The 20,033-nt window shown below is 38.8% G+C and carries 19 protein-coding genes, 3 tRNA genes and 1 pseudogene; 10 read left to right on the top strand and 13 right to left on the bottom strand.

Annotated features, from left to right (window positions below):
• Nucleotides 1–412: 412 nt before the first annotated feature.
• The 4 genes and pseudogenes from HMPREF2813_RS10065 to dusA form a co-directional block, all read left to right on the top strand.
• Nucleotides 413–533, top strand: a pseudogene (locus HMPREF2813_RS10065) (hypothetical protein); the annotation flags it as partial.
• Nucleotides 534–584: 51 nt separating this feature from the next.
• Nucleotides 585–872, top strand: a complete 288-nt coding sequence (locus tag HMPREF2813_RS10070) for a chloride channel protein (RefSeq protein WP_239496387.1) — start codon at nucleotides 585–587, stop codon at nucleotides 870–872.
• The gene (locus HMPREF2813_RS10075; protein ID WP_014551138.1) at nucleotides 869–1,045 is read left to right on the top strand and encodes a hypothetical protein; all 177 of its coding nucleotides are present in this window, start codon (nucleotides 869–871) and stop codon (nucleotides 1,043–1,045) included. The genes HMPREF2813_RS10070 and HMPREF2813_RS10075 overlap by 4 nt, the downstream gene beginning before the upstream one ends.
• A 2-nt stretch (nucleotides 1,046–1,047) precedes the next feature.
• The gene (gene dusA / locus HMPREF2813_RS09145; protein ID WP_014551137.1) at nucleotides 1,048–2,031 is read left to right on the top strand and encodes a tRNA dihydrouridine(20/20a) synthase DusA; all 984 of its coding nucleotides are present in this window, start codon (nucleotides 1,048–1,050) and stop codon (nucleotides 2,029–2,031) included.
• Between the two features lie 47 nt (nucleotides 2,032–2,078).
• Here the strand turns inward: dusA and HMPREF2813_RS09150 are convergent, their stop codons facing one another.
• Both HMPREF2813_RS09150 and trpS read right to left on the bottom strand, forming a co-directional pair.
• Nucleotides 2,079–2,369, bottom strand: a complete 291-nt coding sequence (locus tag HMPREF2813_RS09150) for a YfcZ/YiiS family protein (RefSeq protein ID WP_014551136.1) — start codon at nucleotides 2,367–2,369, stop codon at nucleotides 2,079–2,081.
• 21 nt (nucleotides 2,370–2,390) lie between these two features.
• Complete coding sequence (gene trpS / locus HMPREF2813_RS09155; RefSeq protein WP_005688124.1) at nucleotides 2,391–3,395, bottom strand: tryptophan--tRNA ligase; 1,005 nt, start codon at nucleotides 3,393–3,395, stop codon at nucleotides 2,391–2,393.
• 128 nt (nucleotides 3,396–3,523) lie between these two features.
• Between trpS and hflD the strand changes: the two genes are divergently transcribed.
• The 5 genes from hflD (at nucleotide 3,524) to glmU (ending at nucleotide 8,251) form a co-directional block, all read left to right on the top strand.
• On the top strand, nucleotides 3,524–4,141 hold the full coding sequence (gene hflD / locus HMPREF2813_RS09160; RefSeq protein WP_005688125.1) for a high frequency lysogenization protein HflD: 618 nt from the start codon (nucleotides 3,524–3,526) through the stop codon (nucleotides 4,139–4,141).
• Nucleotides 4,142–4,163: 22 nt separating this feature from the next.
• Entirely contained in the window at nucleotides 4,164–5,534 is a 1,371-nt protein-coding gene (gene purB, locus HMPREF2813_RS09165) for an adenylosuccinate lyase (protein ID WP_048946746.1), read from the top strand.
• 270 nt (nucleotides 5,535–5,804) lie between these two features.
• Nucleotides 5,805–6,296, top strand: coding sequence for a 50S ribosomal protein L10 (gene rplJ, locus HMPREF2813_RS09170; protein WP_048946747.1), 492 nt, complete (start codon nucleotides 5,805–5,807; stop codon nucleotides 6,294–6,296).
• 54 nt (nucleotides 6,297–6,350) lie between these two features.
• Nucleotides 6,351–6,722: a 50S ribosomal protein L7/L12 gene (gene rplL / locus HMPREF2813_RS09175; RefSeq protein WP_005650892.1), complete on the top strand. Its 372-nt coding sequence runs from the start codon at nucleotides 6,351–6,353 to the stop codon at nucleotides 6,720–6,722.
• A gap of 158 nt (nucleotides 6,723–6,880) precedes the next feature.
• Entirely contained in the window at nucleotides 6,881–8,251 is a 1,371-nt protein-coding gene (gene glmU, locus HMPREF2813_RS09180) for a bifunctional UDP-N-acetylglucosamine diphosphorylase/glucosamine-1-phosphate N-acetyltransferase GlmU (RefSeq protein WP_005688128.1), read from the top strand.
• 39 nt (nucleotides 8,252–8,290) lie between these two features.
• Here the strand turns inward: glmU and HMPREF2813_RS09185 are convergent, their stop codons facing one another.
• From HMPREF2813_RS09185 to HMPREF2813_RS09235, 10 genes are all read right to left on the bottom strand, one after another.
• On the bottom strand, nucleotides 8,291–8,602 hold the full coding sequence (locus tag HMPREF2813_RS09185; RefSeq protein WP_005688129.1) for a DUF5389 family protein: 312 nt from the start codon (nucleotides 8,600–8,602) through the stop codon (nucleotides 8,291–8,293).
• A 95-nt stretch (nucleotides 8,603–8,697) separates the two neighbouring features.
• Nucleotides 8,698–8,774: transfer RNA gene (locus HMPREF2813_RS09190), tRNA-Arg, on the bottom strand.
• A gap of 57 nt (nucleotides 8,775–8,831) precedes the next feature.
• A tRNA-Arg gene (locus HMPREF2813_RS09195) sits at nucleotides 8,832–8,908 on the bottom strand.
• Nucleotides 8,909–8,928: 20 nt separating this feature from the next.
• Nucleotides 8,929–9,023, bottom strand: a tRNA-Ser gene (locus HMPREF2813_RS09200).
• 282 nt (nucleotides 9,024–9,305) lie between these two features.
• Complete coding sequence (torA, locus tag HMPREF2813_RS09205) at nucleotides 9,306–11,783, bottom strand: trimethylamine-N-oxide reductase TorA (RefSeq protein WP_005692697.1); 2,478 nt, start codon at nucleotides 11,781–11,783, stop codon at nucleotides 9,306–9,308.
• 28 nt (nucleotides 11,784–11,811) lie between these two features.
• Nucleotides 11,812–12,912: a NapC/NirT family cytochrome c gene (locus tag HMPREF2813_RS09210; RefSeq protein ID WP_005688130.1), complete on the bottom strand. Its 1,101-nt coding sequence runs from the start codon at nucleotides 12,910–12,912 to the stop codon at nucleotides 11,812–11,814.
• Between the two features lie 154 nt (nucleotides 12,913–13,066).
• Nucleotides 13,067–14,008: an alpha/beta fold hydrolase gene (locus HMPREF2813_RS09215; RefSeq protein ID WP_005688132.1), complete on the bottom strand. Its 942-nt coding sequence runs from the start codon at nucleotides 14,006–14,008 to the stop codon at nucleotides 13,067–13,069.
• Nucleotides 14,009–14,062: 54 nt separating this feature from the next.
• Nucleotides 14,063–15,178: an aspartate-semialdehyde dehydrogenase gene (asd, locus tag HMPREF2813_RS09220; RefSeq protein WP_070647083.1), complete on the bottom strand. Its 1,116-nt coding sequence runs from the start codon at nucleotides 15,176–15,178 to the stop codon at nucleotides 14,063–14,065.
• A 165-nt stretch (nucleotides 15,179–15,343) separates the two neighbouring features.
• Complete coding sequence (locus HMPREF2813_RS09225) at nucleotides 15,344–16,060, bottom strand: MgtC/SapB family protein (protein ID WP_005654516.1); 717 nt, start codon at nucleotides 16,058–16,060, stop codon at nucleotides 15,344–15,346.
• 277 nt (nucleotides 16,061–16,337) lie between these two features.
• Nucleotides 16,338–16,916, bottom strand: coding sequence for an NAD(P)H-dependent oxidoreductase (locus HMPREF2813_RS09235; RefSeq protein WP_005672409.1), 579 nt, complete (start codon nucleotides 16,914–16,916; stop codon nucleotides 16,338–16,340).
• Between the two features lie 112 nt (nucleotides 16,917–17,028).
• Here HMPREF2813_RS09235 and yafC point away from each other — a divergent pair, with 112 nt between their 5' ends.
• Entirely contained in the window at nucleotides 17,029–17,916 is an 888-nt protein-coding gene (gene yafC, locus HMPREF2813_RS09240) for a DNA-binding transcriptional regulator YafC (RefSeq protein ID WP_005672408.1), read from the top strand.
• A gap of 98 nt (nucleotides 17,917–18,014) precedes the next feature.
• Here yafC and rep read toward each other — a convergent pair whose 3' ends face one another.
• Nucleotides 18,015–20,030: a DNA helicase Rep gene (rep, locus tag HMPREF2813_RS09245; RefSeq protein ID WP_048946748.1), complete on the bottom strand. Its 2,016-nt coding sequence runs from the start codon at nucleotides 20,028–20,030 to the stop codon at nucleotides 18,015–18,017.
• Nucleotides 20,031–20,033 lie beyond the last annotated feature (3 nt).

Consider the following 20,033-nt stretch of genomic DNA (forward strand, 5'->3'; position numbering starts at 1 on the left):
AAAGTGCGGAGAAAATTCTCCGCATTTTTTATTCTATATTTGATAATTCGTTTAAATATTTATTAAGTTAATAGATTTTAGATAATAAGTCATTTATTTGATTCCTAGAACAATAAATACATTGCTCCTTATAAATGGTACTTCTATAATTTTTAATTAATTGGTATTAATCAAATAAACTACTATGTTATGTCCACTCAAATTTCACTTACGCTATTTTTTCCATAAGAAATTACGTCAAACATACAGAATTTCCCACAAAAGTTTAGAATTTATCTGCCTAATCATAGGTGCAACATTTGTCTCACTCTTTTCATTTGGCTTTGCTAAATTATCCGATCTTGGTCTAGAACTAAACGCTCACTGGTCATCTAAATATCTTATTGCAGTTTGGTTTGTGTTACCCCTAGGCATGGCTTGCCTGACTTGGTTTGCGAAAAAATATACTCCCTATGTTGGAGGAAGTGGTATTCCGCAAGTGATTGCATCAATTAATCTTCCTCATAGTAGCTATAAAACCAAATTAGTTGAATTCAGCCAAACTATTTGGAAAATTCCTCTTACCTTTTTGGCTATGCTTATCGGTGCATCAGTTGGGCGTATTAGCTGCTGGTTTTATTCTTGTCGCGATTCAAGGAAACAGCCCTTATTTTCCACGTTATCAAGGGGCAACATCGGTTTCTTATCTCTATCTTTGGCTTGCAATTTGTGGGGTGGTTTGTGGTATTCTAGGTGGTATATTTGGACGATTATTAGCAAAAGGTATCGCAGGATTATCACCTGAAAAATGGCGTGGCTGGGTTCGCCAACATCCTATTTATATTGTTTTATTATTGGGTTTAGTGCTTGCCGCACTGTTGGAGTGGAAATGACAGGCGCGCAACTCGTTCTCATTTGGTTCTTGATTTCCAGCATTATTGCATCCATAATCTCGCGCCAATTTAGTCCTAAACCATTTTACCACTTTGCTGCAGGCCGTTTTCGCCAGCAAATGCAAGCTCGTCAAGCCGAAGAATTATGCAGCAAAACCGAACAAGAGAAATAAAAATGCCTCAAAATCTACCGCACTTTTACCGCGGCCGTTTTTCTGTTGCGCCAATGTTAGATTGGACAACACGCCATTGTCGTTATTTTCATCGCCAATTTTCAAAGCATGCGTTACTTTACACTGAAATGGTCACTGCGCCTGCGATTATCCATGCCAAATACGATCACTTGGATTTTGATTTACAAGAAAATCCCGTTGCGTTACAGCTGGGAGGAAGTGATCCTGAACAACTCAAATATTGTGCAAAACTTGCTGAGGAACGAGGTTATCACGAAATTAATCTTAATGTAGGATGCCCTTCTGATCGCGTACAAAATGGAATGTTTGGCGCTTGCTTAATGGCGAAAGCAGATTTGGTGGCCGACTGTGTAGAACAAATGCAAAGTGCGGTCAAAATTCCAGTCACGGTGAAAACACGTACTGGTATTGATGAATTAGACAGCTATGAATTTTTATGTGATTTTATTGAGAAGGTTCAAGGAAAAGGTTGTCAAGAGTTTATTATCCACGCACGAAAAGCTTGGCTTTCTGGGTTAAGTGCCAAAGAAAATCGAGAAATTCCGCCATTAGATTATGCTCGAGTGTATCAACTAAAACGTGATTTTCCACATCTAACTATCGCAATTAATGGCGGCATAAAAACCATTGAAGAAATGAAACAACATTTGCAATATGTGGACGGCGTGATGGTTGGGCGAGAGGCCTATCAAAATCCAAGTTTACTTGGGCAAATTGACCAAGCCTTATTTGATCCTAACGCACCAATTGTTACCGCTCATGAAGCGGTACAATCAATGCTTCCTTATATTGAACAACAACTTAATCAAGGAATACACCTTAATCATATCGTCCGCCATATGTTAGGCGCATTCCAAAATTGCAAAGGTGCTCGTCAATGGCGACGCTATTTAAGTGAAAATGCGTTTAAACAAGGTGCGGGAGTTGAAGTAATTGAAACCGCCTTAAGCTTTGTAGAACACTAATCACAAAATAAGCCGCAAAAGTGCGGCTTATTTTTCAGCTGTTTTTCTTACGCAATACGCATTTGAAAAATCACCAATTCAGCTTGGCAACAGAAAGTGAAATCTGCCTTTAATAAATAACCATCATCCACTTTTGTAATTTCAGATTGAATTTCACAAGGTTCACTTTCTACATCACGCGCTTTCTGAGTAAAAAATGCGAGTGCTTCTTGCGCTTGTTCTTCACTGTCATAAATATATTCAATAACCTGACTACAATCACGATTATCGAAAAGTGATTTCATATCAAATGTGTTACAACCTATACATTCAATCGGTTTTTCAGTTTGAATTGCCATAATATTATCCTTTTATTCAGATTATTTTGCAGCGACAAAACCCACTGCTTCATACACTTTCGCCAAGGTTTCTTGTGCTTTTGCACGAGCTTTTTCCGCACCTTGTCGTAAGATATTATCTAATAAAGTTTCATCATTACGATATCGATGGAAACGATCTTGTAAACCAGTAAGTAAGGTTGAGACTTCATCCGCTACTGCAGTTTTTAAATGTCCGTACATTTTACCTTCAAATTCTTTTTCAAGATCAGCTATTGGCTTATCTGTAACCGCAGAAAGAATATCTAAAAGATTAGATACCCCCGCTTTATTTTGCACATCATAACGAACAACAGGCGGCTCATCTGAATCCGTTACGGCACGTTTAATTTTTTTCGCCACAGATTTTGGATCTTCCAAAAGTGTCACCACGTTGTTGCGGTTATCATCTGATTTTGACATTTTCTTTTCAGGATCTTGCAATGACATAATACGCGCACCTGCTTTTCCAATGAAAATTTCAGGAATAGTGAAAATATTGCCATAAAGCGCATTAAAGCGGTTTGCAATATCACGCGTAATTTCTAAGTGTTGTTTTTGGTCATCACCAACAGGCACGCTTTTTGCTTGATAAAGTAAAATATCCGCCGCCATTAACACAGGATAATCAAACAAACCCACGTTAATATTTTCTGCATAACGCGCTGATTTATCTTTGAATTGCGTCATTCGGCTCATTTCACCGAAATAGGTGTAACAGTTTAACACCCAGCTTAATTGCGTGTGTTCTGGAACGTGAGATTGAACAAAAATAGTACTTTTATTTGGATCAATTCCGCACGCTAAATAAAGTGCAAGCACATCAAGCGTTGCTTTACGAAGGGCAACAGGATCTTGACGCACAGTGATCGCATGTAAATCAACTACGCAGAAAATACATTCATAATCCTCTTGCATTTTCACCCAGTTACGCAACGCACCCAAATAATTTCCGATAGTTAATTCACCAGAAGGCTGCACGCCACTAAAAACAATTGGTTTTGCCATAATCAATCCTTAATACCTTAAAACTGTTCGCACATCATATCAGAAACTCTAGGCTTTTTTAATGTTCGAGTTCAAAAGCTAGGTTAAAAATGCTATATTTAACGGAAACGTTTTCCTAATATTTACTAATGAAAAACTACCACGATATTGTTCTTGCCCTTGCTGGCGTGTGCCAATCAGCAAAATTGGTTCATCAACTTGCAACAGAAAGTCGAGCAGATTCAGATACATTTTTAACCGCACTTAATAGCCTTTTCATTACTCAGCCTCAACGAATTGAAGATGTTTTTGGTGGCGAAGTTCGTCATTTAAAATTAGGTCTAGAAACCTTAATTCATCAGCTCAACGCGCAAGGCGATCAAAATTTAACTCGCTATTGGCTAAGCCTTTTAGCATTAGAAGGAAAATTATCGAAAAATCCCGATGCCAAACAAACATTAGGCAATCGAATTTCTCGCCTAAAAGAACAGGAAATTCATTACGCTCGTGATAGTGAAACAATGCTATCTATTATGGCAAACATTTACAGCGATATTATTAGCCCATTGGGCAAAAAAATTCACATACTAGGCTCGCCTGATTATTTGCGACAAGAACTCGTGCAAAATAAAATCCGTGCAGTTTTACTTGCAGGCATTCGCTCTGCCGTGCTGTGGAAACAAATGGGCGGAACAAAATGGCAAATTTTATTTTTCCGCAGAAAATTACTTGCCACCGCAAAACAGATTTATTCTTCTATTTATTAATACAATTCTGGAGTAAACATTTATGCAACTCTCTACACTGACCGCACTTTCCCCTCTTGATGGTCGTTATCAAGATAAAGTAACGCCATTACGTGCTATTTTTAGCGAATTCGGGTTAATGAAATTCCGTGTAGCTGTGGAAGTTCGTTGGTTACAGAAATTAGCTTCAACGGCAGACATTACCGAAGTACCGCCATTTTCTACGCAAGCAAATGCTTTTTTAGATGGAGTTGTGGCTAATTTTAATGAGGCCGATGCTGCACATATTAAAGAAATTGAACGCACAACTAATCACGATGTGAAAGCCGTTGAGTATTTTCTGAAAGAGAAAATTCAAAACGAAGTGGAACTAGTGAACGTGTCCGAATTCATTCACTTCGCTTGCACCTCAGAAGACATTAACAATCTCTCTCACGCATTAATGTTAAGCACCGCTCGTGACGAAGTGATTTTACCTGAATGGCAAAAACTGATTGATGAAATTACTCGTCTTGCAGAAGAATATAAAACGATTCCATTACTTTCTCGCACACATGGCCAGCCAGCTTCACCAAGCACCGTGGGCAAAGAAATGGCAAATGTCGTTTACCGCCTAAAACGTCAATTTAAACAACTCCAAAATGCGGAAATCTTAGGTAAAATCAATGGTGCAGTAGGTAACTACAATGCGCATTTATCGGCATATCCTAATATTGATTGGCATAAATTCAGCGAAGAATTTGTCACTTCATTAGGTATTCAATGGAATCCTTATACCACACAAATTGAGCCGCACGATTACATCGCTGAATTTTTTGATGCTGTAGTACGCTTTAATACCATTATCATTGATTTTGATCGTGATTTATGGGGATACATTGCATTAAATCACTTTAAACAACGAACGATTGCAGGCGAAATTGGTTCCTCTACCATGCCACATAAAGTCAATCCAATTGATTTTGAAAACTCAGAGGGCAATCTAGACTTAGCGAATGCAGTGATGACCCACTTAGGTCAAAAGTTACCAATTTCTCGCTGGCAGCGTGACTTAACGGATTCAACCGTATTACGTAATTTAGGCGTAGGATTAGGTTATTGTTTGATCGCTTATGCTTCAACTCGCAAAGGCATGAGTAAACTTGAAGTAAATCAACCGCACTTATTAGAAGAACTCAATCAAAACTGGGAAGTTTTGGCTGAACCAATTCAAACCGTAATGCGCCGCTATGGAATAGAAAAACCTTACGAAAAATTAAAAGAATTAACGCGAGGTAAACGAGTGACAGAACAGGCTATGCGTGAATTTATTGATAAGTTGGATATTCCACAAGAAGAAAAATTACGTTTACAAAAATTAACACCCGCTACTTATATTGGGGCTGCAGTGGAATTAGTAGAGAAGCTATCATAGGAATTTGGCTCTTTTCCAACAATATTCTTTACAAGAACATAGCTTTTCTCTATAATCCTGCGCCTGTGTTAGTCAATCTAACAAATTTCTGGTTGGTGCTTGACCTATTCAAGCCCCATCCAAGACCGTAGGGGAGTAATCTTAATTATCCTACGTAGATGGTGAACAGAATAAGAATTTTTCTTGCTTCTGGGCGCCGAAGTCATCCTAATCTTAGGATTAGGTAAATTAATTCCGAGTAATCGGAGTGTATTCAGGAGCTAAAAGCCAATGGCATTAAATCTTCAAGACAAACAAGCAATTGTTGCTGAAGTAAATGAAGCAGCCAAAGGTGCACTTTCAGCAGTAATCGCGGATTCTCGCGGTGTAACTGTTGAGAAAATGACTGAATTACGTAAATCAGCACGTGAAGCTGGCGTTACAATGCGTGTAGTTCGTAATACTTTATTACGTCGCGCAGTTGAAGGCACAGATTACGAATGCTTAAAAGATACGTTTGTAGGTCCAACACTTATCGCGTTCTCTAACGAACACCCGGGCGCAGCTGCTCGTTTGTTCAAAGAGTTTGCTAAAGCAAACGATAAGTTTGAAATTAAAGGTGCAGCCTTTGAGGGTAAAATCCAAGATGTTGAATTCTTGGCAACATTACCAACTTACGAAGAAGCGATTGCACGTTTAATGGGCACAATGAAAGAAGCTGCAGCAGGCAAACTTGCTCGCACCTTCGCGGCATTATGCGACAAATTACAAGAAGCAGCTTAATCATTAAGCGTTTCTTACTTCATCTAACTTTATTTATTTTAGGAATTGATTGTTATGTCATTAACTAACGAACAAATCATTGAAGCGATTGCTTCAAAAACTGTAACTGAAATCGTTGAATTAATCGCAGCGATGGAAGAAAAATTCGGTGTTTCAGCAGCGGCAGCAGTAGCAGCAGCTCCAGCAGCAGGCGGCGCAGCGGCAGCAGAAGAAAAAACTGAATTCGACGTTGTACTTAAATCTGCAGGTGCGAACAAAGTAGCAGTAATTAAAGCAGTACGTGGTGCAACTGGTTTAGGCTTAAAAGAAGCTAAAGATTTAGTTGAATCTGCTCCAGCTAACTTAAAAGAAGGCGTTTCTAAAGAAGAAGCTGAAGCACTTAAGAAAGAATTAGAAGAAGCGGGTGCAGAAGTAGAAGTTAAATAATTCTATTTTAACCACTTTAAAATTCAAAAAACCGATGGGAAACCATCGGTTTTTTCTTATATAAAAGTTTGTTATAGCTTTTACTTAAAAACTTACCATTTGCTATCTTTCTAAGATAGAATATTACCCGTTTTTATTGATGAATAAAGAGAAAATTTATGACAAAAAAAGCATTAAGTGCAGTAATTTTAGCAGCTGGAAAAGGTACTCGTATGTATTCCGATTTACCCAAAGTGCTACATACAATCGCTGGTAAACCAATGGTAAAACACGTGATTGATACTGCCCATCAATTAGGCGCAGAAAATATTCATTTAATCTATGGTCACGGTGGGGACGTAATGCGTACCCATCTTGCAAATGAACAAGTAAATTGGGTATTACAAACAGAACAACTTGGCACAGCACATGCAGTTCAACAAGCGGCACCTTTCTTTAAAGATAACGAAAATATTGTTGTACTTTACGGCGATGCACCATTAATAACGAAAGAAACATTAGAAAAATTAATTGACGCGAAACCAGAAAATGGCATTGCATTGCTTACCGTAAATTTAGATAACCCAACAGGCTATGGACGAATTATCCGTGAAAATGGGAACGTTGTAGCCATTGTAGAACAAAAAGATGCAAATGCAGATCAACTAAATATTAAAGAAGTAAATACTGGCGTTATGGTATCTGATGGTGCAAGTTTCAAAAAATGGCTAGCTCGTGTAGGCAATAATAATGCTCAAGGCGAATATTACTTAACAGATCTTATTGCTCTCGCAAACCAAGATAATTGCCAAGTTGTTGCTGTACAAGCAACAGATGTCATGGAAGTTGAAGGCGCAAATAATCGCTTACAATTAGCCGCACTTGAACGTTATCTCCAAAATAAACAAGCCTCCAAATTATTACTTGAAGGCGTAATGATCTACGATCCAGCTCGTTTTGACCTACGTGGAACATTAGAGCATGGAAAAGATGTGGAAATCGATGTTAATGTTATTATCGAAGGTAATGTTAAACTCGGTGATCGCGTAAAAATTGGCGCAGGTTGCGTATTGAAAAATGTTGTTATTGGCAATGATGTAGAAATAAAACCCTATTCAGTGCTAGAGGATTCTATAGTAGGAGAAAAAGCCGCAATTGGTCCATTTTCTCGTTTACGCCCAGGTGCAGAACTCGCAGCTGAAACGCATGTCGGTAACTTTGTAGAAATTAAAAAATCTACCGTTGGTAAAGGTTCTAAAGTAAATCATCTAACTTATGTTGGCGATTCAGAAATTGGCTCAAATTGTAATATTGGAGCGGGTGTCATCACCTGCAACTACGATGGTGCAAATAAATTTAAAACGATCATCGGTGATGATGTGTTTGTGGGATCTGATACACAATTAGTTGCGCCAGTGAAAGTCGCAAATGGCGCAACTATTGGTGCTGGGACTACAATTACACGTGATGTTGGCGAAAATGAATTAGTGATTACAAGAGTTGCTCAACGACATATTCAAGGTTGGCAACGACCAATAAAGAAAAAATAAAATAGCATAAAAAATCCTACGTATTATCGTAGGATTTTTTTATAAACCAATTTTACAAATCGTAATTAAAATCACATAAAAAATGACCGCACTTAATGTTAATAATTTATTTGCTAGTTTAGGTTTATGTTGATGAAGACGGTATAGCATTCTAGCTGTAACAGCTAGAATAAAGGGATAAACCCAAAAAAGCGTTGAAAATAAATTGATTTGCCAGCTTGATAGATAGGGATTTTTACTAAATGCTGTAGAAATTAATAATGCCATTGGACACAATAATATAGGCGAACAAAAGGTAGCAAGACCCCAAGCAAATGGACTAAATTTAGTTGGTAAAGATTGTTTTTTCATATTTTAAATAATTAAAAATAAATAGATACAAGAAAGAAATATAATAAATATGTTGAATAGTAAAGAATATTTTAATGAAAGTAACAATGTAGGAATGGCGCACCCGAAAGGATTCGAACCTTTGACCGCTCGGTTCGTAGCCGAGTACTCTATCCAGCTGAGCTACGGGTGCGTAGATGATGCTTTAATTATTCATAACCACTTTAATAAGATAGAGCCGTTTTAAAAATGGCGCACCCGAGAGGATTCGAACCTCTGACCGCTCGGTTCGTAGCCGAGTACTCTATCCAGCTGAGCTACGGGTGCAGAATAAATAAAACAAACAATGGCGGTGAGAGAGGGATTCGAACCCTCGATGGAGCTTTTTAACCCCATACTCCCTTAGCAGGGGAGCGCCTTCAGCCTGCTCGGCCATCTCACCACAATCAGTGTGAGCCGTATAATACGTTTTTTAGAAAATATGTCAAACCATTTTTTGAAAAACACACCTGTTTGAATATTTTATCTACACATTAAATATATTATTGAATAAAAATCTACTCATTATTCAAAAATACTAAAATCTTAGATATTGTTTCCCATCTTAATTCATCTTGCTCAAATAACATCTCATGTTTAGAATTTAGTGTTGTTAATGGTCCCTTCGTTCTATTATTAAAAAAAGAACCGCACTTTTTGAAGTGCGGTTATATTTTTAATAGTTTTACGCCACCTGTTTAGGTTGTTTAAATACCGTAACTTCTGGTGCTACACCTGTAAATTTCTCAATCTGAACGATACAAGTATTTGGTGAATTGCCTTGTGCCAATTTAGATGTACCTTCATCTCGAGTTAACACATTTGCACAACCATTTTTACATAATGGTTTTTCACTTTCACCTAAGTACATTGGGTCATACCATGCGCCTTCATGGAGAGCGACAGTACCTTTGATGATATTTTCTGTTACAACTGCACCTGCAAGCACTTGACCGCGTTTGCTATGAATGCGAACAATATCACCGTTTTTAATACCACGAGCAGCCGCATCTTCAGGGTGAATCATCACTGGCTCACGATCATTTACCGCATATTTTTGACGTAATGAAGTATGCGCTAATTGGCTATGTAAGCGATAATAAGGATGTGGCGTCACTAAAGCTAACGGATATTCTTCCGTCACATTACCCGCAAACTCTTCAGGCTCCATCCAACTAGGATGCCCCTTACAATCGTTATAATTCATTTTCTCAACAACATCAGAGAAAATTTCAATTTTACCTGATGGCGTGCCGAGAGGATTGAGCAATGGATCTTCACGGAATTCACCATAACGCACCCATTTCTTCGCAGCTTCACCCGCCTCAAAACTTAATGGTTTATTTTCTGCCCAGAATTTGTCAAAACGTGGCATTGCTACACGGTTTGCACGTGCGGCACTAAAGGCTGCATTATAGAATTCTTCCAGCCACTCCATTTCAGTTTTACCTTCAGTGTATTGTTCTTCCACTCCGGCACGTTTAGCAAGCTCAACGAAAATATCGTAGTCATTTTTCGCCTCAAATTGTGGTGGAACCACTTGTTTCATCGGGTAAACACTCATCATGGAGTAGTCGCCAGCCATGGTTAAGTCATTACGTTCATAACTGGTAGTTGCTGGCAAGACAATATCTGCCATGCGCGCAGTTGGCGTCCAGTTTACTTCATTCACAATCACTACATCAGGTTGTTGGAAGGCTTTCACTAAGGTATTGGTATCTTGATGGTGAACAAATGGGTTACCGCCTGCCCAATACACCGCTTTGATGTTAGGGTAAGTAATTTCAGTACCGTTATAGTGAATTTTTTTGCCAGGATTAAGCAACACATCAGCAATACGCGCTAATGGGAACGCAGATTTAGACGTATTATCCAACCATGTTTTTGCGCCCGCTTTACCTGATGGACTTGCTGTAATTGAGCCAATAATACCGCCTGTCGCCGTTGGTACCCCACCATTTGAATAATGATAACTCAAGCCAAAACCGCCACCCGGTAACCCAATTTGTCCTAACATAGATGCAAGGGTTACTAACATCCAGTGGGTTTGTTCACCATGGCGTTGGCGTTGCATCCCCCAGCCACCCATTAACATGGTACGTTTACTGGAGAAATCAGCTGCAAGTTGCTTAATGGTTTCTGCTGGCACACCACAAATTTTAGCCGCCCATTCCGCTGTTTTTGGCTGTCCATCAGTTTTACCTAATAAATATTCTTCGAATTTAGCGTAACCTGACGTATATTTTTTCAAGAAATCTTTATCGTGCTTGCCTTGCTCAACTAAAGTATGCGCAATACCAAGCATTAATGGTACGTCCGTTGCTGTATTCACTGGAATCCATTCTGCATTCAACATTTGGCAAGTTTCACTTTTTTGTGGGTCGATACAAATAATACGTTTACCACTCGCTTGGAATTTCTTGAAATATTCAATCCCTTTTTGGTCAGTGGACATCCAAGCAATACGCATTGTTGTGAGTGGATTTGCAGACCAAAGCACAATAATATCACTACTTTCTAATATGGATTCCCAGCTGGTTTGTTGTTCGTACACCTCAATCGTGCCTAATACATGTGGCATAATTACTTGTGCAGCACCCGTAGAGTAATCCCCTTTGTGTCCCACAAAACCACCTGTAGCGTTCATATAACGCTGTAATAACGTACGAGAAGCATGTAATGAACCGCAACTAAACCAACCATAAGAACCAGCAAAAATGCCTGTTGGACCATGTTCGTCACGCACACGTTTAAGCTGATTGTGTACTAAATCTAACGCTTCATCCCAAGAAATGCGCACCCATTCATCACGACCACGCATTGTAGTATCGCTTTTTCCTGGATTAGCTAAAAAGCCTTTACGCACCATTGGATATTTCACGCGAGCTTCGCTATACAATTGATCGGCAACAACTGTTTGCAATTCGTTCGGCACTGCAGGCTCAATAGCAGGACCAGATTTCACGACCTTACCATCTTGTACAACAACCCCAAGAGATCCCCAGTGAGCGGCAGTCACTACCGTTTTCATTTCAGCTTCTTTTGCGACCGCACTTTTTGATACAACGCCCACCATACCACCAGAAAGGGCACTACCAGCCACGCCTAAAGATGTTTTTTTCAGAAAATCACGACGTTGTTCATTTACGTTATTCTTTTTCATTTCAGCCTCGTTTTAGATAGTTAATTCATTATTGTTTTGCCATATCTTTGGCATTGCGTTGTAAATAAATAGTTAATGCACGAACTTCATCTTTATTTAATGATGTGCGATTTTTCATTGAGTTCACCACACCAATCCATTGGTTAGCTGTATAGTGGTCAGAACCAATCGCAGAATGACATCCACTACATTGAGTTTGGTTTAACTGATTACCGTATTGATTAAGTGCGGTCAAATCTGATGTCATTTTTTCTTTAGCTACATTCACCGTAACACTGATTTCTTTCCAATCAGAATCTGTTACTGCATCATGAACTGTTTTTAATACTTGAACATGATTACGTGCATCTTCGTCCATTAAAGCAAGCGTGATACGTTTACCTAATTCTTGATACACAACTGCTTCAGCCCCCACTTGTTGCCAGCCATGTAAAGTACCTTGAATTTGATTACCATCCACTTTCCATTGCATTAATTCAGCATAAGGCATTAAGCGAACCTCATTTCCTTTATCATTGGTCGCTTTCACCATTTCAGTGGCAAAAATAGCTGAGCCATCAGAGAGAGTACCACCTTGTACTGCAGAGGATTTTTGTGTATTTTGATCGCCATGCACTTCAGGTAGGAAGTGAACAATGCCCTTATGACAATCAATACAAGTTTGACCGTTTGTTTGCGCCTCCGTATGAGTTTGTTTTGCTAATTTAGTTTGTTTTGAAAGCTCCATTGCATCAAAACTGTGACAGCTACGACAGGTTTCTGAATCATTGGCTTTCATATCCTTCCACACTCGTTGTGCCATTTCTGCACGATGAGCTTCATATTTTTCTTTATTCTCAATCTTACCTTGTGCTTCATACCACAAGTCTTTTAAAGCAATAAATTTAGCCTTGACATAATGCCAACCTTCTTTTGGAATATGACAATCTGAACATTGTGCTCTAACCCCTTTTGCATTAGCAAAATGGCTAGAACCTTCCCACTCCTGTTGTGGATAACTCATTGAATGACAACTAGCACAAAACTCTGGTGTACTCGTTTTGTGCATTATCCACTGAGAACCCCATAATGCTCCCACCCCGACACCGACTAAACAAAGTGCGGTTACTATTTTTTTCATTTTTGACATAGCCACTCCAATAAAATAATAAAAAACAACCCTAACTACTTAGAGTTAGGGTTGATTGTAGAGGTTTTGTACATCAAAAACTATGATATTTCTCAAGAAAAAATGTTATAAGCTGAAGAAAAACATTATATAAATCAATAAATAACGATTAGTATCAACTTTGCACATTTAGAAAATGATTAACACTTTTAAGTACATTTCTTCGAACATTATCTTTTTCAAATAACACCTCATGTTTAGCGTTCAATACAACTTTACATTGAGCATTCGGAAAAAGTGCGGTTAATTTTTCAAGATTGTTGTTATCTACTATTTTTTCTTTTTCGGCTTGTAAAATTAGGATTGGAATTTCAATCTTAGGAATAACTTTCGGCAAGCGTTTAATTGCGTTCAAACATAAATGTACCCAACGGAATGTTGGCCCGCCAAGATTAATTGCTGGATTTTTACGATTTACACGATTCATCCATTTCATTCTGGTTTTACAGAAAGTTAATTCATTGTATTCCAAGTGGGCTTGTTGATAAGGCCCTTTACCAAAAACATAACGCTCGCCTTGTCCTAAAATATTCATTAGGGTAATAATCAGTTCATCTCTAATTGGATGTTTTAAAAGAATACCGTAAAAAGGCGAAGAAAGTACCGCTTTATTAATGTGATGATCATAATTTGCTAGATAATAGGTGGAAATCAAAGCGCCGAGGGAATGTGCGAGAATATATTGCGCTTGATAAGCATAAAGTGCGGTCGCTTTTTCAATGATTTTTGCCATATCATCGACATAGAAACGAAATTCGTCTAAATGCCCTTTTTGAGGAATAATACGCTGTGAATAGCCTTGACCGCGATGATCAAATAGCAATACATCATAACCTTGATGATAAAAATCATAAGCGAGCTCTGACCATTTCAGCATATTTTCTGCTCGACCATTTACTAAAATCATCAATTTTCTGACCGCACTTTCAGGTTGAATCAAATGACGATAAGCTAATTTTATATTTCGTTTACCAGAAAGATATTGGGTAGGAAATTGCTCAAAAAAAGGCAATAATTCTGCAAGAGCAAATTGATGAAAATGAGGTTCTCTGATCATAATTTTCTAATGAAAAGGGCGTAGTAAATACGCCCTTTGTAGTGAAAGTAAAATTTATGCCACTAATTGTTTTAAAATACGGCGAACTGGCTCTGCTGCACCCCATAATAATTGGTCGCCCACGGTAAAAGCTGCCAAATATTCAGGGCCCATAGCCAATTTACGTAAACGCCCCACTGGCACACTTAATGTACCTGTTACTTTCGCTGGCGTTAATTCACGCAATGTGATTTCTTTGTCGTTTGGAATTACTTTTACCCATTCATTATGTGATGCAATAATTTGTTCGATTTCTTCTAATGGTAAGTCTTTTTTCAGTTTGATGGCAAACGCTTGGCTGTGGCAACGTAATGCACCGATACGCACACATAAACCATCAACAGGAATTGGATTGTCGCTTAAACCTAAAATTTTGTTGGTTTCTGCATAACCTTTCCATTCTTCTTTAGTTTGTCCTGTTTCAGGGAGAAGTTTGTCAATCCAAGGGATTAAGCTACCGCCCAATGCCGCGCCAAAGTTATCCGTTGGGAAGTTATCAGCACGCATTTCTGCAGTCACTTTACGTTCAATATCTAAAATAGATGAAGCAGGGTCTTTTAATTCACTTGAAACCGCTTGTTCTAATAAACCCATTTGTGAAAGTAATTCACGCATATTTTTTGCTCCAGCACCGGAAGCCGCTTGATAAGTTGCCACAGAAATCCATTCCACCAAATCTTTTTCAAATAGACCGCCGATAGCCATAAGCATTAAGCTTACGGTACAGTTACCGCCCACGAAAGTTTTAATGCCTTTTTTCAAACCTTCAGAAATCACGTTTTGATTCACAGGATCAAGCACAATAATTGCATCATCTTTCATACGCAACGCAGAAGCGGCATCAACCCAATAACCATCCCAGCCTGTTGCTTTTAATTTTGGATAGACTTCATTGGTGTAATCGCCACCTTGGCAAGTCACGATAATGTCTAATTTTTTGAGTTCTTCAATATCGAATGCACTTTTCAGGTCGCCTGCATCCTTGCCACCAAATACAGGTGCTTTTTGACCTGCTTGTGAAGTTGTAAAAAATACCGGATTAAGATTTGCAAAATCATTTTCCTGCGACATACGATCCATTAATACGGAACCCACCATTCCGCGCCAGCCGATAAAACCTACATTTTTCATTGTTGTTTCCTTAGTTTGTTGTATTTGAATGGAATTATTAATTACAAGATAGCGTTAGCAAAATCAAGTATTTTTAATGAAAATTGATCTTTTGTGAAAGAAATTAAATAAAAAATAAAAAAGTGTGGTTAATTTAAAAGAAAATTTAATTTAATCACTCTTTTTCTAGTTATCTACTTCAACACTTATTACGCCATCTTCTGCTTTAAGTAAAGCATACGCATCTTTCAACATTGTGGAATCAATGGAAAAGCAACGAATTTGTAACCGCACTTCTCCACTACTTTGATCTTTGACTTGTATATGTTCAATACGATACTGATTGTTTACTAACAATTGGGTAACTTTCCCTATGCTTTCCGCATCATTGACAAGAATATTGAATTTCGTCCGACGACGTTGTGATTTACGATGAACCCAACGTTGAACCAAGGGACTTAATCGAATAGACACCAAAATCATCACAGTGGCGATGACCGCATCAAACACGAAACCTGCCCCAGCAGCAATACCGATCCCCGCAGAAGCCCAAATAATCGCCGCAGTGGTTAAACCTGAAATCGCATCATTTTTCTTATGCAAAATCACACCTGCACCTAAAAAACCGATGCCACTAATCACTTGAGCTGCAAGACGCATCGGATCCGTACGAATATTTTCTGAAACTTGTGCATAATGCTCTGCGGCTTGAATTGAAACAATGGTCAGCACACAAGTGGTAACGGCAATAATGGCACAAGTTTTTACACCCACAGGCTTACGTTTAAGTTCACGTTCTAAGCCAATAACACTGCCAAGCACCATCGCTAATAGCATTTTGCTAAAAATAATTAAGTGATCAGGATTGAAAAGTGCGGTTAAAAGTAAAGATGAATTTTCCATAATGATAAAAATAAGTCAGACATACTCGTCTATTCTACATCACTTAGCTTAAAATCTTTACCCTTCCAAGCCTTTAATTTATCGCCTTTCTTGCGAAAATTGAGTAGAATCTTGCGTTTGAAATTTTATAGAGCGAAAAACGGTTATTTTTATGCAAAATTCAACCCCAAGCATTGGCTTTGTAAGCCTTGGCTGCCCAAAAAACTTGGTAGATTCTGAACGAATCTTAACGAAATAAACAAAAAATCCATCTTCGTATTGAAGATGGATTTTTTTATTAACCAAACACTTTTTCCAAGTGTGCTTGGTAATCGACTAAGTATTGTTCTACTTGCGGATTTTTAACCACATCGTTACATAAGAATGTCGGCAGGCGAGTCAAACCGATGAACTCGTTGAGTTTGTGGAAATGCATATACAAAACATCTACGCCTTTGCCTTCAAAGAAATAGCTTTCGCGGGTAAAGGCTTCAATCGGTGCATTCCAAGTCAGTGAAAGCATGTGTTTTTTGCCTTGCAACAAGCCGCCTGTGCCATAGCCCTCGGTTGGATTAACGCTGTGTCTGCCATCACTGTGATATAACTTGCCGTACCCACTGGTTAATACTTCGTCTATGTATTTTTTCACTGTCCAAGGCTCATGCATCCACCAGCTCGGCATTTGCCAAATCACGGTATCCATCCACAAGAATTTTTCGATTTCAGCTTCAACGTCATAACCAGCATCAATTACAGTTTCTTTGACATTGTGTCCAAGTGCGGTCAAAACTTCTTTCGCTTTTTTGTGAAGCGAATGGTTCAACTCGCCGTGAGAATGACCAAACGCCTTACCGCCGTCTAATAATAAAATATTCATCTTTTTGCTCCTAAAATAAATAATTAAAAAAGGGATTTCATTATGCTGTTTTACTTTATACTTTAAAAGTGCAAAAATAAAAAAACTCTTTTGCGCTAAACGGAATAATAAAATGAAAACAACTTCTGAAGAATTAACGGTATTTGTGCAAGTAGTCGAAAATGGCAGTTTCAGCCGTGCAGCCAAGCAGCTATCAATGGCAAATTCTGCGGTAAGTCGTGTGGTGAAAAGGCTAGAAGAAAAATTGGGTGTGAACCTAATCAACCGCACTACTAGACAGCTTAGACTAACAGAAGAAGGCTTACAATATTTTCGTCGCGTACAGAAAATTCTGCAAGATATGGCTGCAGCTGAAGCTGAAATGTTGGCAGTGCACGAAGTCCCACAAGGCATACTACGCGTAGATTCAGCCATGCCGATGGTGTTACATCTGCTAGTGCCACTGGCAGCAAAATTCAACGAACGCTATCCGCATATCCAACTTTCGTTAGTTTCTTCTGAAGGCTATATCAATCTGATAGAACGCAAAGTCGATATTGCCTTACGAGCTGGAGAATTGGATGATTCTGGGCTGCGTGCTCGTCATCTATTTGATAGCCACTTCCGCGTAATCGCCAGTCCAGACTACTTGGCAAAACACGGCACGCCACAATCAACTGAAGCTCTTGCCAACCATCAATGTTTAGGCTTCACTGAGCCCAGTTCACTAAATACATGGGAAGTTTTAGATGCTCAAGGAAATCCCTATAAAATCTCACCGTACTTTACCGCCAGCAGCGGTGAAATTTTACGGTCATTGTGTCTTTCAGGCTGTGGTATTGCTTGCTTATCAGATTTTTTGGTAGACAATGACATCGCTGAAGGAAAATTAATTCCCTTACTTACTGAACAAACCGCCAATAAAACGCTCCCCTTCAATGCTGTTTACTACAGCGATAAAGCAGTCAACCTTCGCCTACGTGTGTTTTTAGACTTTTTAGTAGAAGAGCTAAGGGGATAATTAAAATTCATAGCATTGAATTTTAAAGTCAATTTGCAAAAATACTTTAAAACCTGACCGCACTTGTCCCCCTGTCTTTTCATTACAATCTAGATTTCCTAACCTCCTTTCAAAATCGCCCTCAATCTATCAAGTTGGTTTTGTGTTTTTTCTTGTTTTTGTTCGGTGGTGAGTTTTGGTTTATCGCGTTCCCATAACACATCGTCATTGGGTAATTCAGCTAAAAATCTGCTTGGTTCTGGATGAATTAATTCTCCATATTGACGGCGTTCTCTACACAAGGAAAAAGTGAGCTCTTTTTGCGCTCTTGTGATACCCACATAAGCCAAGCGGCGTTCTTCTTCCACGTTGTCTTCATCAATGCTAGTTTGGTGGGGCAAAATGCCCTCTTCCATACCAATCAAATAAACATAAGGAAATTCCAATCCTTTAGAGGCGTGCAATGTCATCAGTTGAACTTGATCGCTCTCATCATCGTCTTCGCCTCGCTCCAACATATCACGTAATGTCAGACGGGTTACCACTTGATTAAGGTTCATTGGTTCATTGGTTTCATCGCCTTTTAACATATCCGCAACCCAGTCAAATAACGTGGCGACATTCTTACTTTGCATTTCTGCCGCTTTAGGGCTTGTTGCGTATTCGTACAAATATTCTTCATAATGAATTGTAGATAACATAGAACGTAGCGCGCGTTCTGGTTCAGAACGTTGAATTTCATCATGAAGTTCTACAATCCAGCGACCAAATTTTTGCAATGAATCATAGGCTTTTGGCGTGATGCGTTGAATAAGTTCAAACTCAAAAATAGCCTCAAACAAACTGATATGTTTTTCTTGAGCCAACTCTCCAAGTTTTTGTAACGTCGCGGTGCCAATTTCACGTTTCGGTGTATTCACAATACGCAAGAATGCGGCATCATCATCTTGATTCACCACCAAGCGTAAATACGCCATCATATCTTTGATTTCTGCACGAGAGAAAAAAGAAGTACCGCCCGAAATTTTGTAAGGAATACGGTTTTGCATCAGTACTTTTTCGAGTAATCGGGATTGATGATTGCCTCGATATAAAATCGCATAATCTTTATATTTGGTTTTACGACTAAAACGATGGGCGATCAACTCAGCGACAATCCGCTCTGCTTCGTGTTCTTCATTTTTTGCTTCGATAACAAGCAATTTTTCCCCTTCGCCAATGGTTGAAAAAAGTTTCTTATCAAACACGTGGTCATTGTTATCAATCAAAATATTGGCACAATGTAAAATACGCTGGGTTGAACGGTAATTTTGCTCTAGCTTAATCACGTTCAAACGAGGGAAATCATCGCGTAAACGCACCATATTTTCTGGTCGTGCACCACGCCACGAATAAATAGATTGGTCATCATCGCCCACCACAGTAAAACAAGCACGATCCCCCACTAAAAGTTTAATCAGTTCATATTGACTGGTATTGGTATCTTGATATTCATCCACCAACAAATAACGAATTTTTGCTTGCCATTTTGACCGCACTTCTTCATTTTGCTTGAACAACAATGTCGGCAACATAATTAAATCATCAAAATCAAGGGCATTGTAAGCTCGAATTTGTGTGGCATAACGCTCATAACATTTTGCGAAAGTTTGATATTTAGCATCACGCGCCAACGCAAACGCCTGTTTTGGCGAAATCAAATCATTCTTCCAGTTAGAGATCACTGAAATTAACTCACACAATAAATCCTTATCTTCTTTTAACACATCGGCGGTTAGCTCTTTTAACAACGCAAATTGATCCTGTTCGTCAAACAAGGTCATATTTGATTTAAAGCCCAACGCTTTATATTCACGCTTAATAATGTCAAAACCGAGCGTATGAAAAGTGGAAACAAGCAAGCCTTTAGATTGCTCTTTGCCAATGGAATGAGCCACACGCTCTTTCATCTCGCGTGCGGCTTTATTCGTAAAAGTAACAGCAGCAATTTGTTTCGGAGAATAACCGCACTTTTCAATTAAATGGGCGATTTTATTAATAATGACGCGAGTTTTGCCAGAGCCTGCGCCAGCAAGCACAAGACAAGGGCCTGTCACATATTCAACGGCTTGTTGTTGTTGAGGATTGAGTTTCATAAG

It is taken from the genome of Haemophilus sp. HMSC066A11 (assembly GCF_001811665.1).
Classification (GTDB): domain Bacteria; phylum Pseudomonadota; class Gammaproteobacteria; order Enterobacterales; family Pasteurellaceae; genus Haemophilus; species Haemophilus influenzae.

What these genes read in the sequence shown, in the direction of transcription:
- HMPREF2813_RS10075 (WP_014551138.1), top strand. Translation starts at nt 869, where the DNA reads ATGACAGGCGCGCAACTCGTTCTCATTTGGTTCTTGATTTCCAGCATT.
- dusA (WP_014551137.1), top strand. Translation starts at nt 1,048, where the DNA reads ATGCCTCAAAATCTACCGCACTTTTACCGCGGCCGTTTTTCTGTTGCG.
- HMPREF2813_RS09150 (WP_014551136.1), bottom strand. Translation starts at nt 2,369, where the DNA reads ATGGCAATTCAAACTGAAAAACCGATTGAATGTATAGGTTGTAACACA.
- trpS (WP_005688124.1), bottom strand. Translation starts at nt 3,395, where the DNA reads ATGGCAAAACCAATTGTTTTTAGTGGCGTGCAGCCTTCTGGTGAATTA.
- hflD (WP_005688125.1), top strand. Translation starts at nt 3,524, where the DNA reads ATGAAAAACTACCACGATATTGTTCTTGCCCTTGCTGGCGTGTGCCAA.
- purB (WP_048946746.1), top strand. Translation starts at nt 4,164, where the DNA reads ATGCAACTCTCTACACTGACCGCACTTTCCCCTCTTGATGGTCGTTAT.
- rplJ (WP_048946747.1), top strand. Translation starts at nt 5,805, where the DNA reads ATGGCATTAAATCTTCAAGACAAACAAGCAATTGTTGCTGAAGTAAAT.
- rplL (WP_005650892.1), top strand. Translation starts at nt 6,351, where the DNA reads ATGTCATTAACTAACGAACAAATCATTGAAGCGATTGCTTCAAAAACT.
- glmU (WP_005688128.1), top strand. Translation starts at nt 6,881, where the DNA reads ATGACAAAAAAAGCATTAAGTGCAGTAATTTTAGCAGCTGGAAAAGGT.
- HMPREF2813_RS09185 (WP_005688129.1), bottom strand. Translation starts at nt 8,602, where the DNA reads ATGAAAAAACAATCTTTACCAACTAAATTTAGTCCATTTGCTTGGGGT.
- torA (WP_005692697.1), bottom strand. Translation starts at nt 11,783, where the DNA reads ATGAAAAAGAATAACGTAAATGAACAACGTCGTGATTTTCTGAAAAAA.
- HMPREF2813_RS09210 (WP_005688130.1), bottom strand. Translation starts at nt 12,912, where the DNA reads ATGTCAAAAATGAAAAAAATAGTAACCGCACTTTGTTTAGTCGGTGTC.
- HMPREF2813_RS09215 (WP_005688132.1), bottom strand. Translation starts at nt 14,008, where the DNA reads ATGATCAGAGAACCTCATTTTCATCAATTTGCTCTTGCAGAATTATTG.
- asd (WP_070647083.1), bottom strand. Translation starts at nt 15,178, where the DNA reads ATGAAAAATGTAGGTTTTATCGGCTGGCGCGGAATGGTGGGTTCCGTA.
- HMPREF2813_RS09225 (WP_005654516.1), bottom strand. Translation starts at nt 16,060, where the DNA reads ATGGAAAATTCATCTTTACTTTTAACCGCACTTTTCAATCCTGATCAC.
- HMPREF2813_RS09235 (WP_005672409.1), bottom strand. Translation starts at nt 16,916, where the DNA reads ATGAATATTTTATTATTAGACGGCGGTAAGGCGTTTGGTCATTCTCAC.
- yafC (WP_005672408.1), top strand. Translation starts at nt 17,029, where the DNA reads ATGAAAACAACTTCTGAAGAATTAACGGTATTTGTGCAAGTAGTCGAA.
- rep (WP_048946748.1), bottom strand. Translation starts at nt 20,030, where the DNA reads ATGAAACTCAATCCTCAACAACAACAAGCCGTTGAATATGTGACAGGC.